Source organism: Patescibacteria group bacterium (genome assembly GCA_034660655.1).
Taxonomy (GTDB): domain Bacteria; phylum Patescibacteriota; class Patescibacteriia; order JAACEG01; family JAACEG01; genus JAACEG01.
Genome location: JAYEJU010000053.1, coordinates 1 through 20,405, shown reverse-complemented (window position 1 = coordinate 20,405; position 20,405 = coordinate 1). Strand labels below are relative to the sequence as shown.

Sequence of the window (20,405 nt, the reverse complement as noted above, 5' to 3'; positions counted from 1 at the left end):
AAGGTTAGGTGGTGTAAAAAAATAAAAATTAAATACTAAAAATTTTTGCTATATCACTGTGTATTTCCTGAATTGAACGCTCGCCATTCACAACTATTAATATCTTTTTGCCTTTATAATAATCCAATAAAGGCTTTATTTTTTTATGATATAATTTTAATCTTTTTTTAACAACATCCGGCTTGTCGTCTTCTCTTTGAAAAAGTTTTTTTCCGCATAAATCGCAAATTCCATCTTTTTTTGACAACTTATGTATTAAATGATATGTCTGTCCGCAAGCGCAAGATCTTCTCCCAACAATTCTGTTAATTGCTTCGCTATCTGAAATTTTGATTTCCACAACTTTGTTAATCTTGCTAATTTTATCCAAAAATTTTGCCTGCGCTATTGTCCGCGGGTATCCGTCCAAAATAAAACCTTTCTTAGCGTCAGCTTGCTTTAATCTATTTTCAACAATTTTATTTGTTAATTCATCAGGTACTAACCCCCCGCTGTCCAAATGCTTTTTTAACATTTTTCCTATTTCATCTTTTTCTTTAACGCTTTTCCTAAAAATATCTCCCGTAGAAATATGCGGGATTTTTAATTTTTCAACCAGCATAATAGCTTGCGTTCCTTTGCCACAAGCTTGCGGCCCTAAAAAAATAATGTTCATAAAATTAAAGTTATCGCCTAATTTTTGCCTTGAACTTTTTGCTTAAATTCCCTATTATATCCTTTTGAATTTTGTCTGCTTCTTCATTTTTTAAAGTTCTGTCTCTTGATTGAATAATAATATGAAAAGCCAGACTTTTTTTATCAGCGCCTAAAATTTTCTCGTTTTCGTAAATATCAAACAGGTCAATGCCGACAATCAAATCGCTAGCGTTTTTTATTTCTTTTATTATTTCATTATATAATATTTTTTTATCTAAAATAAAAGCCAAATCCCGCTGTATTGCTGGAAATTTAGGAAGTTCTTTGTATTTTTTTTCAATTATTTTTATTCGCGAAAGCAAGCTTAAGTCTAATTCAAAAATTCCAATTCCTTTTTTGTCAAATTCCATTTTAGACAAAATTTTAGGATGAACTTCTCCAAAAATTCCTATTTTTTTATTGTTAACTTTAATCTCCATTGAACGCGCTGGATGAAAAAAGACAGGGATTGTTTTAAAATCAATAACAAAAAATTCAACTTTGTCAAAACCTAACTCATTTAACAAAACGCGAACGATATTTTTAGTTTTTAAAAAAACATCTTCTTTTTTTGAACTTTTATTTCCAACAATAATTCCGCTTGCCATCTTACATTGTTTTGGCAAAAAAGTTTGTTTTAAAAAATCTTGCTTATATTCTCCTTTTTCTTTTATATAAACAGATCCAATTTCAAATAATGAAAAACAATCAAAATTCCGCGTATTCTGGCGCGCGTTGTTTAATAAATTCAATAGCAAACTGTTTCTCATTAAATTTTGCTTTTCACTTGAAGGATTTAATAATTTAACACAATTTTCAACCAGCCAGCTGGCGGAAATTCCTAATTGCTCTAATTGATCTTTGTTATTAAAAGAATAATTATAAACTTCAACCATTCCTAAATTTCTGCTTAAAATATCTTTTGCTAAATCTACTATTTTTTTCTCTGGCAAAATTATAAAAGGCTTCAATTCTGTTTTTGGCAAAACAGGAATAATTTTATCATAACCGTAAATCCTAACAATTTCCTCAATAATATCTTCTGGAATTTTAATATCGCCGGTAGCACGCCAACTCGGAACCTTAACATCTATCACATCATTTTTATTTATTTTTACTTTAAAGCCTAATTTTTCTAAAACAGCTGTTATTTTTTTATTTTTTGACTGAACCCCTATTTTTTTATTTACATCTTTGATGCTTACCTTAATTGGCTTTTGGTTTAATTTAAAATTTTTATTATCAAAAACATTGCTTATTTTAACATTAGGAATAATTTGAGAAATTAATTGAACAGCTCTGTTAAAAGCAATTTCAGCTAAATTCGGATCTAACCCTTTTTCAAAACGAATTGATGATTCGCTTCGCAAACGCAAACGACTGGAAGTTTTTCTAACTGCTAAAGGATTAAAATTCGCTGACTCTAAAATTATTGATTTTGTGCCGTTGTTTACTGAAAAATTCTTGTCACCCATAATTCCGGCAATAGCAATAGGATTTTTTTTGTCAGCGATTACTAAATCATTTTTGCTTAAAATATATTCCTTGTCATCTAACACTAAAATTTTTTCTTTATCTTTTGCTTTTCTCACTATTATTGTCTTTTGCCCATCACCAGCTATTTTATTTTTATCAAAAGCGTGCATTGGCTGTCCAATTTCCAACATCACATAATTTGTTATATCTACTATATTATTAATCGGACGTATTCCTAAGTTTTGCAGCCTATTCTTCATCCATAATGGAGACGGCCCTATATTCAAATTATCTATTACAACTCCTAAATATCTGTTGCATAATTTGTAATCATTAATTTTAATATTTAATTTTTTATTTTTTACAACAGCTGGCAATGATTGTTTGGAAAATTTAAATCGTAAAGATAATATTGCTGAAATTTCCCGAGCAACGCCTAAATGCCCCCACAAATCAGGCCTATTAGTTATGGATTTATTGTCAACTTCTATTAAATAGTCTTTTAATTTCAAAGCTTCGGCCAAATTATCCCCTATTTTTAATTTAGAATCCAAAACCATAATTCCGTTACTGTTTTCTCCTAAAAAAAGTTCAGATTCAGCGCAAATCATTCCATTTGAATCAACCCCTCTTATTTTCGCGTTTTTAATTTCCATTCCATTTGAAAAAACAGCTCCAGTCAAAGCAACCGGAACTTTTTGTCCTGCTTCAACATTTCGCGCTCCGCAAACTATTTGCACTTCTTTTTTCTTTTGCTTTCCAACATTTACTACGCAAACTTTTAATCTGTCAGCGCTTGGATGCTTTTTTACTTTTAATATTTCACCTACTACAATTTTATTAAAATTTTTGCCAACGCTTTTTAAGCTCTCTACCTCAAAAGAATGCGAAGTTAAAATATCAGCCAATTTTTCAGGCAAAATTTTTAAATCACAAAATTCTTTTAAAATATTATAAGATAAATACATAAAATAAAAAATTTACAATACAATGATTGTTTTATATAAAAATTATATTGTATAAAATAAAAAAATCAAATACTGTTTAGAACGATAACACAGCAATCATCACAGTAACCAGCACAATCATCCCAAGACTTATATAAAGCATAAGTTCGATATCGCTGTCTGACCGTTTTTTATTTTTGTTAAACAAAAACATAATGTTAAATTAAATATAAAAATTATTTTATAAATATTTTAGCATATAAATACTTAACGCTCAATACTCAATACAAAATACTTTAGCATTTGCAATTAAGTCATTATGCTATTAAATCATTGAGTCATTCAATCAAAATCCAAAATTAGTTATAATTCTCCTTCTTCTATCTCCTCAATATTTTCATTAGTTATTCCTAAACTTAAAAATTTCATAATTTTAAAAGAGCTGCCCCCGTCTTTCATATAATATCTTTTTCCATCTTGCGGATTCAAATACCATGCCTCGCCTCTTGATTCCACCTGTAATAAAATTTTCCCTTTTAATCTCTTGCTTAAATTTTTATCAATTAAAATTTTTCCTGAGCCAAGCGGATTATAACCGCTTCTTACTTCTTCTCCGTCCAAAAATCCGTCATTATCGCTATCAAGATTTTCCATATCGGTTCCTAAAGCTTCCTCCATTTTATCCGGCAATCCATCTTTGTCAAAATCAAAATCATTAAAACGATCATCAAAACCGATTTCAATTTTACTTAAATCCTTATCAGTTATCCCCAACCCAAATTCCCTCATAATTTGAAAAGCAGAAGCTCCATCTTCCATATAATAACGTTTGCGAGATTTTGCGTCTACATACCAAGCCTCGCCGTCATCTTCAACCTGCAATAAAATATATCCTTTTAATTTATCAGTCAATGTATAATCTTTAACAGGTTTTGCTATTTTATATTTTGTGTCTTTATCTGTTAATGAATATGGCGAAACATTTAAAGTAATTCTATGCAGTTTGCTTTGCTCCGCATATAGAACAGCTCCGTATTCTTTTTTGTCTTTTTTTAAAACAAATAAATAAGGATTTGGCGTCAAAGAAAAATCAACATAACCTTTATTTGTAATTTTAGATGAAGTAATTTTTTTATTGCGATGATAATATTCATTCTCGTCCTGAACCATAGAATAAACAGATATTCCTGTTCCTTCTGAAAAAAATTTTCCGCTATTTTCTTTTGCGTCTACTCTGATTATATTAGTTACTAATTTTTTTGTTTTTCTTTTCTGATTTTTAATTTTAATATTCCAAAAATAAAAATAATCTTTTCCTGTACTGTCTTTAATTTTAACAGCGTAATCTCCAGAAGGATATTCAAACTTTACGCTTTTATCATCTCCTAATTTAATTGTTTGAATTTTGTCTCCTAAAATTAAATTTTCATCTATATCTTCTTCCTGATGAAAAATTTCTATTGTCTGCTTGTCAGGCAATTTTTCTGCTTCAGCATTTTCTATTTTTAAAATCAAATCACTAAAAATATATTCAAAATTAACACTTTTCCCGCCTACCACATCAATATTATATTCAATAAATTCAGCTTTATTTCCCCCAATGCTTGAAAAAATATATCGGCCGACTTTATCCATAATATATGGATGGTCAGGCGCGGCATAAATAACAGTTGACCCCTCTTCCGAAGTGCTTAATGACGAACTGATTAGTTCGTTTTTTTCTTTTATTGGGTTTCCATCAATGTCAAGTTTTTGCGTATATAAAGAAAATTTTTGATTTTTCTTTAAATCGCCGTCAGCGTTCCGCAAAACAAAATTAATTGAAGTAAGATATTTGGTTATTTCAAGATTATTGCCGCAAACAAATTTTAAATCATTAAAAAACCAAAACTCGCCAACATTAGATTTTTTATCATATATTTTTAAAGCGTAAAATTTTCTTGGATCAGGATTAAAAATAACTGTTCCAATGCCAGAATTGTCAATTTTGCCTGTTTTTATTTTTTTATCAGCTACAGGACGATTATTAGCGTCAACTGTTTGCTCATATAATTCAAAATTAAGATTGGGAATATAATTAAAATTAAAATTTTTGGCGATTATAGTCAATTCTGATTTTTCTTCACAAGTTCCGCTTGCCGGACTCCATTCACTATCTGTTGTGAGCGTAATATTATTTCGCGCCCTATTATTCATCTCAAGATTCCAAAAAAATTCATATTGCCCATTGCTATCTTTAATTCTGGCAACATAAGTTCCTGATGGATATTCAAAAATCGCAACGCCTTCATCATTTGTGTAAAGCGTTTTTAAAAATTCGCCTGTTGTCTTTTTGTCATTTTGATCAAGCGTTTGTTCTAAAATTTCAATTTTGCTATCTGCTGGATATAAATTTCCATAAACATCTTTTAAAGTAAAAACAATATCGCTAAAAACATATTGGAATTTAAGAGTTGTTGTATCTCCCACATAAAGATCATAATAAATAAAAGTTCCACCATCTTTTCCTTTAGATTCAAAAATATAATAACTGCTTCCCTTGTTGTCAATGCTTTTACTTTTATTTGGAATATACAAAACAACTTCTCCTTCTTCTGAAGTGTTTAAATTCGCGACTAAATCTTGTTTTTCTTTTATGGGATTTTCATCAGCGTCTTCTCTCTGCGTATAAATTGAAAAAGCTGTATTTTTTCGCAAATTTTCTTCTGTGTCCCTTAAAACAAAATTAATCCCGCTCAGATATTTTGTTATTTCAACGCTTTCTTCGCAATTTAATGTTAAATTATTATAAAACCAAAATGCTCCAGCTGTTGGATTTCCACCAATTTTTTTGTCCCAAATTTTAAGCGCATACTCAGTATAATCATCGTCGTCAAACTCAACAATGCTTTTTCCTAAAATAGGATCAATATTCCCAGAAGCAACGCTTTTGCCAGGCTTTGGCTTTCCGTCAACATCAACAACCTGCCTATAAATTTTAAAAGATATATTTGTTAAATATTCTCCGTTTGCGTTACGAGCGATTATAGTAACATTTTTTTTGCACGCGGCATTAACATTCTCAGCAGAAAAAATAAAAAAATTAAATGCCAAAAAACAAAAAAATAGAATAAAAAAACCGATCTTTTTAAAATTTTTATAAAACATAAAAAATATAAAATAAATTTATTTAACAATTATATAATACCAAAAATATAAACTGTTGTAAAATAAAAAAATCCAAAACTCTTGCTAATTATTTAAATTAATAGTATTATAAAAGTATATCTGCCATGATAGGCATTTTTTTATTCAATAGATCTTAAATATAAATATGGCAACAAAAAATAATAAACAACAAGAATATTCAGCTGACCAAATTACCGTCCTGGAAGGATTAGCTCCAGTAAGAAAAAGGCCTGGAATGTATATTGGCAATACTGGTATTGAAGGATTGCATCATCTAATTTGGGAAACTGTTGATAATTCAATTGACGAAGCAATGGCTGGCTTTTGCGATCATATTATTGTAAAACTTTTGCCAAATAATATGGTTGAAGTAAGCGACAATGGGCGCGGAATTCCAGTTGAAAAACATAAACAAACAAAAAAATCAGCTTTGGAAACCGTGATGTGCACTTTGCACGCTGGCGGAAAATTTGAAGGACAAGGCTATAAAGTTTCAGGCGGTTTGCATGGCGTTGGAATTTCAGTTGTAAACGCTCTTTCTATTTACACAAAAGCGGAAATCAGAAGAGATGGAAAAATTTGGGCGCAAGAATACAGATGCGGTAAAGCAATAAAAAATGTTAAAGCAGTTGGCAAATCTAAAAATACGGGAACAACTATTACTTTTGAGCCAGATCCTAAAATTTTTAAGGAAATTGATTTTCAATGGAAAAAAATTCTTAACAGATTAAGACAGCAAGCATACCTTACAAAAGGCATAAAAATAAATATTATTGACCAAAGAGATGAAGTTAAAAATAAAAAAGAATATTGCTTTTATTTTGAAGGCGGGATCGCTTCTTACGTAAAACATCTTAATCAAAATAAAGAAGTAAAGCATCCAACTGTTTTTTATACTGAAAAAGAACAAGATGAGGTTAATGTTGAAATCGCTTTGCAATATAACAGCGATTATCAGGAAGAGCTTTTTACTTTCGCGAATAATATTCATACCCCAGAAGGTGGCAGCCATTTGGCTGGATTCAAAACAGCTCTAACCAGAGTTTTAAATTCTTACGCGCGCAAAAAAAATATTCTAAAAGAAAAAGATATTAATTTAACAGGCGATGATGTTCGCGAAGGCCTTACGGCAATCGTAAGCGTTAAAGTAAAAGAGCCGCAATTTGAAGGTCAAACAAAATCCAAGCTTGGCAATATTGAAGTAAAATCAATTGCTGACAGCGTTTTTTCTAAAAATTTTGAATTTTTTTTAGAAGAACATCCAAAAGAAGCTGAGGCAATTATTGGAAAATGCGTTATTGCTTCACGCGCGCGTTTAGCGGCAAGAGCGGCGCGTGATTCTGTTTTGCGAAAAGGCGCGTTAGACGGTATGACTCTTCCTGGAAAACTTTCTGATTGTTCTTCTCGCAAACCTGAAAAATCAGAACTTTATATTGTAGAGGGAGATTCAGCTGGAGGGTCGGCTAAACAAGGACGCAATCGTGAATTTCAAGCAATTTTGCCTTTAAGGGGAAAAGTTCTGAATGTTGAACGGGCACGATTGGATAAAATTTTGGCTAACAATGAATTAAAAAATTTAGTTATAGCTTTAGGAACTAATATTGGAGATCAGTTAGATCTTGAAAAAATACGATACCATAAAATTATAATTATGACTGATGCTGATGTTGACGGAGCGCATATTAGAACTTTGCTGTTGACATTTTTTTATAGATATTTAAAACCAATAATTACTGGCGGGTATCTTTATATCGCGCAACCCCCTCTTTATAAAATATCAGTTGGAAAAACTTTTAAATACGCTTTTAATGAAGAAGAAAAAAATCTGATTATGCAAGAATTTCAATCAAAAAGAAAAACAAAAGAAAATGAAAAGCCAGAAGAAGACGCTGGCTCGCAAGGAATTAATGTTCAAAGATATAAAGGTTTAGGAGAAATGAATCCTGAACAGCTTTGGGAAACAACAATGGATCCTGCCACAAGAGTAACTAAAAAAGTAGTTATAGAAAACGCGGAAGAAGCAAACTCTATTTTTGACGCATTAATGGGGGCGGATGTTTACGCGCGGAAACATTTTATACAGGCTAACGCCAAGACCGTGAAAAATTTGGACATTTAGTTCTCCTTTAAAAAAGAGCCTGTCCCGCGCTTGATGCGGGAAAGTTGGAGGATTCTTAGATTTTTATTTTAAAATCCCCCTAAATCCCCCTTTGCTAAAGGGGGAACTATTTTAAATAATTTTCATTAGCCCCCCTTTGAAAAAGGGGGTTGGGAAATTTTATAATAAAAAATATTTTATAAAAAAAGACGCGGGGACCGATTGGTCTCCGCGTTTGTTATGCTTTTTTGTTATGCTTTATTGATTATTCTAAAACCTCATATTCCACTGGTTTGCGAAATTGAAGTTTAATCCCCTCCTTCATTATCCTGATTACAGCAGGATCGCCGCTTTGCCTGTAAAGCGCGGCAACCTCTGGATGTTCATACAAAAACGCTTTTGCGAAAAAATCATAATGAATAAATATTGTTTTTAGTTCTGTAGGTCGCTGAAAAAAAGTCGGATCCAACAGAACAACATTGTTAACAGGGATAATCATCTTCTGATAAGTAAAAATTGCCTTAAGAGAAAAAGGATCAAGGCTTTTTACTTTCATATCTATCAGGATTCCGTTGTTGGTAATCCCAATATTATCCCCGAGATTAAACGGCGGATAGCCGTCAACCTCCTCAAGCTCAAATTTTTTGTGGTCGCTGCGAACATACATAACCACATAAAAATTTTTTGCCAATTTATCAATTCGTATTACCCGAGCTGATTGATTCAGCTCTTTCCAAATACGATCTTCTGCAGGCTTAACTGGATCATACTCTTCAGGCAAATTTCCTTTAAAAAGAAAAAAGGAATAATGCGCCCAAGTCAACTCTTCAGCGGCAAACGAATCAAAGGAGTTGGTTAAAGTATATCCTCCTCTATTCACTCGAGCTGTGCCAAAAACGCCTGGCTGGCGTAGGACAATATGCCCGGAATTATACCAAGTCCAAGACTTGTCAGGACTCACGATTTTTCTGTGAGCGTCAGTAGTATAAACCACCATCGTCCCCTTATCAAAAATCTGGGGATCAACTCCGTTGTATGTCCCTCCCTCAGCTTTTGAAGCAAGAAAAAACCCTATAGCCACCAAAATAAAAGATAATATCGCCTTCCAAATCGCCTTGCCCAATGTAATTTCTTTCTTTTTCATTTTTTTCTCCTTTTCTGTTTTTAAAAGATGTTTTCGTTTTTAAAATTATATTGTAATGTGCAAATTATTTTTATATTTTTGCAGTATAGCATAAATACCTATTTTGTCAATACAAATTGCTAAAAATAGGTAATTTGATATAATAAAAGCAGTTATAAAAAAATAAAATTATGAAGGAATGTTTAAATTATAAAAAAATTGATTCTGAAACTTTGCAATGCTTAACTTGTTTTCATTTTTGTAAAATCAAAAAAAACAAAACTGGAATCTGTGGAATAAGGCAAAACATAAAAGGAAAATTATACTTGCTAACTTACTGCAAAGCTATTGCTCTAAATGTTGATCCTATTGAGAAAAAACCTCTTTTTCATTTTTTCCCTGGATCAAAATCTCTTTCTTTTGGAACCGTTGGATGCAATATGCGATGCAAGAATTGTCAAAATTACGATATTTCTCAAATATTCGGATATAAAGGAACGGTCGCAAATTATAAAAAATTAAATTTTGGATATCCTGTTCCACCAGAACAAATAGTTAACGAAGCATTAAAAACAAAATGTAAAAGCATTGCCTACACATATAATGAGCCGACTGTTTTTTTAGAATACGCTTTAGACACAATGAAACTGGCAAGAAAAAAAGGAATTAAAAATGTTTGGATTTCTAATGGATTTATGTCAAAACAAACATTGGATTTGATAATAAAATATGTGGACGCTGTTAATATTGACATTAAATCATTTGATAATGAATTTTACAAATCAAACTGCGGAGCTAAATTAAAACCTGTGTTAGAAAATTGTAAACGATTGGTAAAAGAAAAAATTTGGCTGGAAATAACTACTCTAATTATCCCCACTCTTTCTGATAATGAAAAAACATTAAAACAAATAGCTAAATTTATAAAAAATGAACTTGGGGATTTTGTTCCTTGGCATATTAGCGCTTTTTCAGGAGCGATTTCATGGAAACTTCAACATATTCCTGACACGCCGATTAAAACAATAGAAAAAATTTATAAAATAGGAAAACTAGAAGGTTTAAAATATATTTACGTTGGAAATCTTTGGAAAAATGGAATGGAAAATACTTATTGCCCACAATGCAATAATATTGTTGTTGAAAGAATCGGTTATAATATAGAAAAAAAAGACAAAAAAGGAAAATGCGCTGATTGCAAAACTCAAATTCAAGGAATTTTTTAATTACAATTATGGACAAATATATTGAATTAGTAAAACAAACAATAGAATCTTATATAAAAAATAACACTATTATTAGTGTTCCAAAAAATCTGCCTGATAATTTTTATTTTAAAAAAGCAGGCGTTTTTGTAACTATTAAAAATAAGAATAAATTGCGCGGATGCATTGGAACTTATATTCCAACTAAAAAAAATATTGCAAAAGAAATTATCAGCAACGCTGTTTCAGCTTGCTCGCGAGACACTCGATTCTATCCTATTACAAAAAACGAACTGCCTGACTTGAATTATGAAATAAGTATTTTAAATCCGCCACAATTAATAAAAAACATTAAAAATCATGATGTTAAAAAACACGGCATAATTATTAAATGCGTTGATGGAAAATGCGGGCTTCTTCTTCCTGACTTAGACGGTATAGATTTAACAAGCCAGCAAATAGCCATTGCCTGCGAAAAAGGAGGTATTAATCCTAAAATTGACAAAACTATTCTGTATTATTTTACAATTGAAAAACACGGATAATTTTATAAAATTTAAAAAATAAAATAATGCCATTACATTTCTATTTGCTTGATTTCTATGTTATAATATAAATTGTAAGATATACTAGCGTTGTTTACACTTTTTGAAAAATTTTTCTTGGTTGTCATTCCGGAAAGTATAATTTCTTGACGAGCTTGCGAGTCGTAAGAAATTAACTTATCCGGAATCTACGCTATATATAACCACAAATCAATTGAAGTCATAGATTCCGGATAAATGATTTTCTAAAAGCTCGCGGACTCGCTTAGAAAATCTATTTTCCGGAATGAAAAAAAGTGTAAACAACGCTCTTGATTCTTACATATAAATCAATAAAACATTAAAACAAAACTTTCAAAATTAAATATTTTAAATAATATAAGAAAGGAGGTGAACTAAATGCTAAATAACACACAATCTTGGGAAATAGCAGTATCAAATTCTATGCAAAATTTATGGATAAAAACAATTTCGTTTATTCCGAATTTGTTTGGCGCCATTATAATTTTTATTGTCGGCGTTATGATTTCTGTTTCTTTGGGAATGCTTATAACAAAAATAATGGAAAAATTAAAAATCAATAAAGCGTCTGACGAAATAGGACTGACCCATATGTTGGAACATGGTGGAATTAAAACCAATATCTCATCGCTAACTGGAAATATAGTTAAATGGTTTTTATTTTTTGTCTTCTTAATGGCAGCTACTGACATATTAAATCTTCCGCAAATTACCCAATTTTTAAACAGTATTTTATTGTATATTCCTAATGTTATTGTAGCTGTTGTTATTCTGGCTCTTACTGTTTTAATTGCTAATTTTATAGGAAATATTGTTTCAAAAAGCGAAAAAACAACTAGAATACCTAATAGTAAAATTATAGGGTCAATAAGCAAGTGGGCCATTTTAATATTTGGAATTATGGCAGCTTTAGTCCAATTAGGAGTGGCAACTTCTTTAATAACCGTATTATTTACAGGGTTTATAGGAATGATTGCTCTTGCTGGCGGATTAGCATTCGGCTTAGGAGGTAAAGACAAAGCAACGCAAATTTTAGATAAGTTGATTAAATAAAAAAGTTAATCTTTTTTAAAAAATAAAACACGACATAATTGTCGTGTTTTATTTTTTTGTCTTCTTTTATTATTTTTTTTAAAAAATTCAAATTGTTGTAAAATAGATGCGGTCGCAAGTATTTTACAACAATTAAAAATATACAAATAATAATAAAAATACAAAAACAAAAAATAGAAAAATTGATAAAACTATGCGACCGCACGAGTTTGTCAACTTTTAAATTTTTAAATTTTTTTATAAAAAATTTATTTTATAAAAAACATTGAAAATATTAAAGTATATGATAGACTTAATTATATAAAATTATTTTAAAATTATTTTTTCTGAATTACAATTTCTCCCACTAATTTAGAGGGGGATTTACCCCACCTAACCTCCCCTATATAGGGGAGAAAATATTTTATAATTCTCCCCCTTGTAGGTGGAGTTAGAGGGGGGGGTAATAGAAAAAAAATTTTAAAAAATAATTTTTATATAAATCTATGCCGATTTTAGCAAAAAACAAAAAAATATTATTTGACTATGAAATTCTGGAAAAATTTGAAGCCGGGATTGTTTTAACTGGCGCGGAAGTAAAGTCAGTAAAGCAAGGACAAGTCAATTTAAAAGGCAGTTATATAACTTTTTTAGATAATGAGCCATTTTTAATGAACGCGCGAATCAGCCCATACAAGCCGGCAAAAAAAACGCAAAAAGATTATAATCCTGAACAAAAAAGAAAAATTCTTCTGCGAAAAAATGAAATATCAAAATTGCGCGGAAAATTAGAAACAAAGGGCTTGACAATCGCCCCTATTTCAGTATATACTAAGAATAATTTGATAAAACTTGAAATATGCTTAATTAAAGGAAAAAAGAAATATGAAAAACGCGAAACAATTAAAAAAAGGGACATTGACAGAAAGATAAGAGAAAGGATGAAATCATTAAAATGATTAGGATAGTTAGGATATTTAGGATTCTATTTTATTGACCATCCTAATAATCCTAAAAATCCTAAACATCTCAATAATCCAATAAAAATTTGGGGATGTATAGCTTTCGATGAAAAAACTTTTTCAAAATAGCAAATCGAGCGTTGATTAGCTCGTTAAAAACAATCAAAAAATATAAGTGCAAAATCATTTGTACAAAAGACTAAATCTGCGTTAGCGCAAGCTTTCAAAGGCTATAGTCTTTCTCCAGTCGCTGTTTAACAATGGCTGGCATCAGACTTTCTGTTTCCTGCATGGAGAGAATCTGGTGTTATAAGGCAGGACAGACAGTATATTTTCCTTAAATATATTGTTTAAAAAGTAAAGGATAGAATCACGCTTAAGTTTGCTTGTTTATTCCGCGCGGTTCAAATTTTAAAACAAGCTAAATTTGTATAACTATTTTTTAAAAATTTTTCAGACAGGGGTGCGAACCCCCTCATCTCCACCACTTTCTCAATAGGATTTTTAGGATAGTTAAGATTATTAGGATAAATTAAAATCCCAAATATCTTAAATATCTTAACTATCTTAATAATCTCATATAACTATAACAATGCGTTATTCAAGAAGAAAATCTAAACGACATCAACCAAAAAAAATATTTTATAGAACCAATGAGCAAATTACTAGTCCACAAGTAAAACTTATTGATGAAAATAATAATTTTTTAGGAATTGTAGATACTTTTGAAGCAATAAAAATGGCAAAAGAAAAAGAGTTGTCTTTAATAGAAATCTCTCCAAAAGAAGATCCTCCTACGGCAAAAATAATGGATTATGGAAAATTGCAATATCAAAAACAAAAACAAGCAAAAAAACAAAACGCGAGACAAAAAAAATCAGAAACAAAAGGCGTAAAACTTTCTTTAAGAATAGGAAAACATGACATAAATTTCAGAAAAGAGCAGACAAAAAAATTTTTAAGCGGCAATAATAAAGTTAAAATAGAATTAAACCTAAGAGGAAGAGAAAAACAACACAAAGAAATCGCGATAAATATAATTAAAGATTTTATAAAAAAGATAGAAGAAGAAAATCCAGATCAAATTTTAATTATGGAAGAGCCTATTAAATATAAAGGAAATGGATTTTCAACAATAATAAATTATAAACAGTAAAATAAATAATAATATAAAAAATTAAATAAGAATTAAACACGAATAATGCAGATATAAACTTAAAAAAAATCGTGGCATTTGCATATAATTCGGAGCATTCGCATTATATTTATGAAAATAAAAACTCACAAGGCAAGCAGTAAACGCTTTAAAATAACTAAAAAAGGGAAAATTATAAAACGCTCTGCCGGGCAAGATCATTTTAATTCAAAAGAATCAGGCAAAACAACAACAAAAAAACGAAGGGATAAAAAAATAAATAATAAAAAGAATCATAAAACAATCAAAAAATTAATTAACTAACAAAGCTAAAAGCTAAAAAGCTAAAAAGCTAATTTCGTATGCCAAGAATAAAAAGAGGAACAACACATACTCAAAAAAGAAAAAAAGTTTTAAGCAAAACTAAAGGTTTTAAATGGGGAAGAAAAAATCTGATTAAGCTCGCGAAAACAGCTGTTACAAAAGCTGGAGCCCATTCTTATAATGACCGCAAAAAAAAGAAAAGGGATTTTCGCAAACTTTGGCAAATCAAAATAAATGCCGGAGTTAGAAAACAAGGACTAAATTATTCAACTTTCATCAAACAGCTGAAAAATAATAAGATTGAAATTGACAGAAAAATTTTAGCTGATCTAGCTGAAAACAATCAAGAAATTTTTAATAAAATTGTTGAAAAAGTAAAATAAAAAAATAAAATAAAAAAATTCCCTTATTACGCGGGAATTTTTTTATTTTATTTAAACTTATTATTATTTCTTCTTCTTGCCGATCATATCTTGATCTAATATATTTGCCTGCACTGTTTCTAACGAAATATGCCCTTTTTTATATAATTCCATTAAATTTTGATCCATAGTAAACATTCCTTGTTCAGCGTTTGTCTGTATAACAGTCTTTATTTGAGTTATTTTATTTTCTCTAACTAAATTTCCAATGGACGGAATATTAACTAAAACCTCTCTTGAGGCTATTCTGCCGTCTTTAATCCCATTAATCAATTTTTGAGAGATAATGCCCGCTAAACTCATAGACAGCTGAAGTCTGATTTGATTTTGCTGGCTAGCGGGAAATATGTCAATAACCCTGTCAATAGTTTGATACGCGTTATGCGTATGAAGAGTTGCCAAAACCAAATGCCCTGTTTCAGCCAAAGTAATGGCTGAAGCTATTGTTTCTAAATTTCTCATTTCTCCAACTACAATAATATTAGGATCCTGCCTTAAGACATGAGTTAAGGCGGATTCAAAAGTTAACATATCAGTATGAAGCTGCCTTTGGGAGACTAAACTTTTCTTAGAAAGAAAAACAAATTCTATCGGATCCTCTAATGTAATAATTCGCGCTGATCTTTCATTATTAATAAACTCAATCATAGACGCCAATGTTGTTGATTTCCCGCAACCAGTAGGACCAGTAACTAAAATTAATCCATGGTCTCTTCTTATTAAATCATAAGCAACATCAGGCATCATTAAATTTTTCATTGTAGGAATAATACTAGGAATAACTCTGGCAGCCAAGCCAATATTTCCTTTTTCAAAATACAAGTTAACTCTAAAACGAGCTAAATTGCTGATTTCATAAGACACATCCAATTCTAAATTTTTTAAAAATTTATCCCTTTGCTTTTCCGTGATAATGTCAAAAACTAATTCTTTGATAGTGCTTGGCGTTAATATTTTAGAGCCTTTCACGGGACACAAAATTCCATTAACCCTCATGATTGGATACTGACCGACAATAAGATGCAAATCAGAAGCATTTTTTTTAACAGTGGCTCTAAACAAATCGTCAATGTTCATAAAATAAATTATTAAATATAAATAAATTAATTTATAGCTTAAAATTTTAGTAAAAAGCTATTTCATTTTCTTGCGAATAAAAGCAGGTATGTCTAATTCGTCTTTTTCTTCAACAACATCTTCTTCCGTTAATTTTTCCTGTTTTTTTTCAACAAAAATATTATTTTTATGTTTAATGTTTTGATTATTATACTCTTCGCCTTCTTTATCTTCTTTTTTAACATTAATTTTTACTTTGTTTATTTTAAAATTATCACTAACCTTTTGAATTGTTTTGTCTTTAAATTCTTTTACGCAAAATTCGTTAAACCCAGTAGCCACAACTGTTATTCTTACGGAGTCTTTCAAATTTTCGTCAATAATCGCGCCAAAAATAATTTTAGCTTCTGAGTCAGCTGACTGCGTAATTATTTTAGCGGCTTCATTTACTTCGTTCATAGTCAAGCTACTGCCCCCAGAAACCGTAAAAAGAATGCCTCGCGCGCCATCTATTGATAAATCAAGCAAAGGATTTTCAATTGCCATTTTAGCCGCTTCAACTGCCCTGTTTTCCCCCTTTGACTCGCCAACTCCCATAAGCGAAGACCCTGCTCCTTCCATAATAGTTTTAACATCGGCAAAATCAACATTAATTAATCCAGCGCCTGTGATAATTTCAGCTATTCCATGAACGCCTTGATGCAAAACATTGTCTGACACTAAAAACGCGTTTAATAAAGATGTCTTCTTATCAATAATTTCCAAAATTTTATCATTAGGAATAGAAATAATAGTATCTACTTTGTCAGATAAATCCGACAATGCTTCTTCGGCAACCTCGGCTCTTTTAACACCTTCAAAAGAAAAAGGTTTTGTCACAATTCCGATAGTAAGAGCGCCCAAGTCGCGCGCAATTTCCGCTATAACAGGAGACGCCCCACTTCCTGTTCCACCGCCTAATCCGCATGTTATGAAAACCATATCAGCTCCTTTTAAAATGTCCCTGATTTCATTCTGACTTTCTTCCGCGGCTTTTCTCCCTATTTCAGGATCCATGCCGGCGCCCAAACCGCGAGTGATTGTTTTGCCTATATGTAATTTAATAGGCGCGTTAGAAGCGTAAAGAGCTTGGATATCTGTATTAACAGCTAAAAAATCCACGCCTTTAATTTTGGCGTTAATCATTCTGTTTATAGCAGAGCCGCCTCCGCCACCAACGCCAATAACTTTAATTTTTGCGAATGTTTCAATGTCTGGTTTTATTTCAGCCATATATTTAATAAATTTTTAATTTTATAATTTAATATTAATTTTGTAGACTTTCTACTTTTAATTTTATAAACTTTTAACTAATCATGGCATTAAAATCTTTAACATTTTTTTAATTTTGCCGATTATATTAAAAAAATTAAAATTAATTTTAATCCCCTTACCTTTACGCGCTTCGGAATCTATAACACCCCACATAATAAGCCCGCAAACAGTAGCATAATTCAAATCATAAATTTTATCAGCGCTGCTTGCAAAACCTGTTGGATATCCTAATGAAACAGGAAGCGCTAATTTATCTTTAGCATATTCTACTAAATATGGCAACTTTGACCCGCCTCCAGTTAAAACAACCCCTGCCGGAAGCTTTCCAAATCTCCCTGATTTTTTCAATTCCTTTACAACATAAGAAAAAATTTCATCAACCCGCGCTTCTATTATTTCATTAATATATTTTTTACTAAAAGAATTTCTTTGCCGCGCGACAGCCGTAAGCGGCTTGTCGCTATTTTCATATTTAGACAAATCAACCTGTTCTGTCCTTCTGATAGAAGCTAAATCTAAAGTTCCATTTTTCTTTTTTACGATCTCAGCTGTTTCAATAGAAGATCTTAATCCTATTGCCAAATCTGCCGTAATATGCGAAGAACCAATAGGAATATTAAATGTATAAATTGCTTCTTCGTCTTCAAAGATAGCGCCCTTAGTAATTGTATGTCCAATATCAAGTAATAAAACTCCAAGCTCTTTTTGTTTTTTATTTAAAACAGCCTCGGATGTTGACAAAATAGAAAAAACAAGTGAATCCATTTCCAAGCTTGTTCTATGAATAGCGCGCGTAAAATTATTAATGCGAGTTGAAAGCCCGCTAATTGCTTGCACTTCAACTTCTAATCTAACGCCTGTCATTCCGATAGGATTTTTAATTCCAATTTGATTATCAACATTAAAAATCACTGGAATAATATGAAGATTTTCATAATTTGGAGGGATTGCCACAGATCTTACGATTTCTACGGCGCGCTCAATATCATCTTCGCCAATTTCATTGTTTGCTTTGGAAATAGCAACAACGCCCTTGTTCATTTTTGAAATAATATGATCTCCTGCTATTCCAACGCAAACGTTTTCTATTGGCAAACCAACCGTAATTTCGGCTTTTTCCAACACGGAAGAAATTGTGGAAACTAAATATTCCACATTAGAGACATTTCCCTTTGTAAAGCCTTCAGTATCCACTTCACTCAAACTTATAACATTTACTTTTTTATAACCATCTGACCCTGTTTCAATTTGAGCAACTACTAAACGAGTTTTGTCAGATCCTATATCAAGACCTGAAATAAGTTGATTATTCCTCATAAAACAACGATATAAAACATAATGTTATTGATAAACTTGTGACATAATTAGTTCCTACTGCAATTTTGATATTTCGGTCAAATTTCTTCAAGATTTTTTACCTTGCCTATAGGCAGGCTAAAAAAATTTAGGTGAATTTGTTTCAAAATCTAAAAACTTCGTCACAAAACTAATTATGCCACAAGTTTATTATAACATAATATTTTAAAAAGCAAAATTTTTTATATTTTACAATATTAAATCTTCCATTGATAAAACTTTTGTAAAATTTGGCTGTTGTCTAAAAAACTGAATTTCATTTCTGGATATAATTTTTTAAATTGCGAATATTTCTTTTCTATGCTCTTACTTAATTCAAATTTTACCTCAAACGCTTCATCATTAATAATAAAATCAACTTCATTTTTATCCTGAGCGCGCCAAAATTTAATTTCATCTATACTTTTAATTTGGTTTAAAAATTCTTTAAAAACAATATTTTCTAAATATGTCCTTTTATCAGAACGTACATTAATCAGGCTGTAATTATTTTAAAAAACATTTCTTAATCCTAAATCATAAAAATATATTTTAGGCATCTTGGTTAACTCTTTGCGAATATTTTCATAAAACGGTTTAATTAAAACGATTTGATACGATTTTCTCATAACACATAAATACTATTCAACTGTCTTACGCGCTATCTGCAGAGTATTGGCTAATTCTTGAAAATTAACTAACTGTCCTGTTTGATTAGCTAAAATTTTCAATAAAGCAAAATATTTATCAATATTTTTGATTCCAACGTCTCTAATATCTTTTTTGATATAAGACGCGCCGATATCTTCTAATAATATTTTTTTAATATCATTATTTTAAACCAAGGCGACATTCGGATAACCGCCATAAATCAAATATTGCCCCCATAATGTTTGTAATTCTTTCTTGTAATAAATTGAATTTCATCAATAAAAATAGTTTGCTTAATTTTACTTTTAGGGGAGACATATTTTTTTCAAAAATCTCGTCTAAGAATTCTTTAATATCATTTGAGGTCATTACTTTTTTATATAATGACAATGCTATTTGATCCACTTTTTCTCTATTGATTTTTAAAAGTTCTAATGTTGCAGAAAAAAATAATCCAGATCTTGTTCTTGGGACTGAAACAAATAATGAATTCTTTGAAAAAGTTTTCATAGCTCTGCCATAACGACCGTTTGCTTTTTCTTTTTTTGGATCTTTTATTTCTTTAAGATATTCATTTCTTTCAATATGCATTAAAGTTTCAATCGTTTTTCCTATGAAATTATCTATTGATAATTCATCCAAATTTTCTCTTAAATTTTTAATGCTTTTTCTAAAAGCTTATTTGTTTTTTCTTTAACTATTAATTGTTTTTTGTCTGACATAGTTTTTTGGATTAATAATAAATTTGTTAATATTTTACTACTCATACACAATTTTGTGTAGGGTCCCATGCAAACTGCATATTCCTTCTGCTTCATAAAGATAAACAAAAGAGCCCACAGGGCAAGCAAAACTTTTTGACACTTCATTCCAGCAAGTATCAGGATGAAATCCCGGAGCAAACGAGCAATCATTA

At 30.5% G+C, this 20,405-nt stretch carries 16 protein-coding genes and 1 other RNA gene; 9 read left to right on the top strand and 8 right to left on the bottom strand.

All coding sequences use genetic code 11. From position 1 onward, the window contains the following. Positions 1 to 28 precede the first annotated feature (28 nt). From U9O55_03870 to U9O55_03860, 3 genes are all read right to left on the bottom strand, one after another. Complete coding sequence (locus U9O55_03870; GenBank protein ID MEA2088947.1) at positions 29 to 655, bottom strand: adenylate kinase; 627 nt, start codon at positions 653 to 655, stop codon at positions 29 to 31. A 10-nt stretch (positions 656 to 665) separates the two neighbouring features. Beyond that, positions 666 to 3,119, bottom strand: a complete 2,454-nt coding sequence (gene pheT, locus U9O55_03865) for a phenylalanine--tRNA ligase subunit beta (protein MEA2088946.1) — start codon at positions 3,117 to 3,119, stop codon at positions 666 to 668. A 342-nt stretch (positions 3,120 to 3,461) separates the two neighbouring features. After that, on the bottom strand, positions 3,462 to 6,245 hold the full coding sequence (locus tag U9O55_03860) for a thrombospondin type 3 repeat-containing protein (GenBank protein ID MEA2088945.1): 2,784 nt from the start codon (positions 6,243 to 6,245) through the stop codon (positions 3,462 to 3,464). Positions 6,246 to 6,411: 166 nt separating this feature from the next. On the opposite strand from U9O55_03860, the gene gyrB reads away from it, so the two are divergent. Then, entirely contained in the window at positions 6,412 to 8,385 is a 1,974-nt protein-coding gene (gyrB, locus tag U9O55_03855) for a DNA topoisomerase (ATP-hydrolyzing) subunit B (GenBank protein ID MEA2088944.1), read from the top strand. Between the two features lie 244 nt (positions 8,386 to 8,629). On the opposite strand, the gene U9O55_03850 is transcribed toward gyrB, so the two are convergent. Next, a complete protein-coding gene (locus U9O55_03850; protein ID MEA2088943.1) occupies positions 8,630 to 9,508 on the bottom strand; it encodes a hypothetical protein in 879 nt (292 codons plus the stop codon). A 170-nt stretch (positions 9,509 to 9,678) separates the two neighbouring features. Between U9O55_03850 and amrS the strand changes: the two genes are divergently transcribed. The 8 genes from amrS (at position 9,679) to rplT (ending at position 15,094) form a co-directional block, all read left to right on the top strand. After that, complete coding sequence (gene amrS / locus U9O55_03845) at positions 9,679 to 10,713, top strand: AmmeMemoRadiSam system radical SAM enzyme (protein ID MEA2088942.1); 1,035 nt, start codon at positions 9,679 to 9,681, stop codon at positions 10,711 to 10,713. An 8-nt stretch (positions 10,714 to 10,721) separates the two neighbouring features. Next, entirely contained in the window at positions 10,722 to 11,237 is a 516-nt protein-coding gene (amrA, locus tag U9O55_03840) for an AmmeMemoRadiSam system protein A (protein MEA2088941.1), read from the top strand. 399 nt (positions 11,238 to 11,636) lie between these two features. Then, positions 11,637 to 12,311 (top strand): hypothetical protein, encoded by a 675-nt coding sequence (locus tag U9O55_03835; GenBank protein ID MEA2088940.1) that lies wholly within the window; start codon positions 11,637 to 11,639, stop codon positions 12,309 to 12,311. A 485-nt stretch (positions 12,312 to 12,796) separates the two neighbouring features. Beyond that, a complete protein-coding gene (gene smpB / locus U9O55_03830) occupies positions 12,797 to 13,249 on the top strand; it encodes an SsrA-binding protein SmpB (GenBank protein MEA2088939.1) in 453 nt (150 codons plus the stop codon). A gap of 91 nt (positions 13,250 to 13,340) precedes the next feature. Next, positions 13,341 to 13,739: a transfer-messenger RNA gene (gene ssrA, locus U9O55_03825) on the top strand. A 105-nt stretch (positions 13,740 to 13,844) separates the two neighbouring features. Further along, positions 13,845 to 14,408 (top strand): translation initiation factor IF-3, encoded by a 564-nt coding sequence (gene infC / locus U9O55_03820; GenBank protein ID MEA2088938.1) that lies wholly within the window; start codon positions 13,845 to 13,847, stop codon positions 14,406 to 14,408. Between the two features lie 111 nt (positions 14,409 to 14,519). Further along, entirely contained in the window at positions 14,520 to 14,711 is a 192-nt protein-coding gene (locus U9O55_03815) for a 50S ribosomal protein L35 (GenBank protein ID MEA2088937.1), read from the top strand. 38 nt (positions 14,712 to 14,749) lie between these two features. Next, positions 14,750 to 15,094 (top strand): 50S ribosomal protein L20, encoded by a 345-nt coding sequence (rplT, locus tag U9O55_03810; GenBank protein ID MEA2088936.1) that lies wholly within the window; start codon positions 14,750 to 14,752, stop codon positions 15,092 to 15,094. Positions 15,095 to 15,157: 63 nt separating this feature from the next. Here rplT and U9O55_03805 read toward each other — a convergent pair whose 3' ends face one another. The 4 genes from U9O55_03805 to U9O55_03790 form a co-directional block, all read right to left on the bottom strand. Then, entirely contained in the window at positions 15,158 to 16,210 is a 1,053-nt protein-coding gene (locus tag U9O55_03805) for a PilT/PilU family type 4a pilus ATPase (protein MEA2088935.1), read from the bottom strand. A gap of 57 nt (positions 16,211 to 16,267) precedes the next feature. Next, positions 16,268 to 17,461: a cell division protein FtsZ gene (ftsZ, locus tag U9O55_03800; protein ID MEA2088934.1), complete on the bottom strand. Its 1,194-nt coding sequence runs from the start codon at positions 17,459 to 17,461 to the stop codon at positions 16,268 to 16,270. An 81-nt stretch (positions 17,462 to 17,542) separates the two neighbouring features. Then, complete coding sequence (gene ftsA / locus U9O55_03795; GenBank protein MEA2088933.1) at positions 17,543 to 18,820, bottom strand: cell division protein FtsA; 1,278 nt, start codon at positions 18,818 to 18,820, stop codon at positions 17,543 to 17,545. Positions 18,821 to 19,669: 849 nt separating this feature from the next. After that, positions 19,670 to 20,131: a transposase gene (locus tag U9O55_03790; protein MEA2088932.1), complete on the bottom strand. Its 462-nt coding sequence runs from the start codon at positions 20,129 to 20,131 to the stop codon at positions 19,670 to 19,672. Positions 20,132 to 20,405 lie beyond the last annotated feature (274 nt).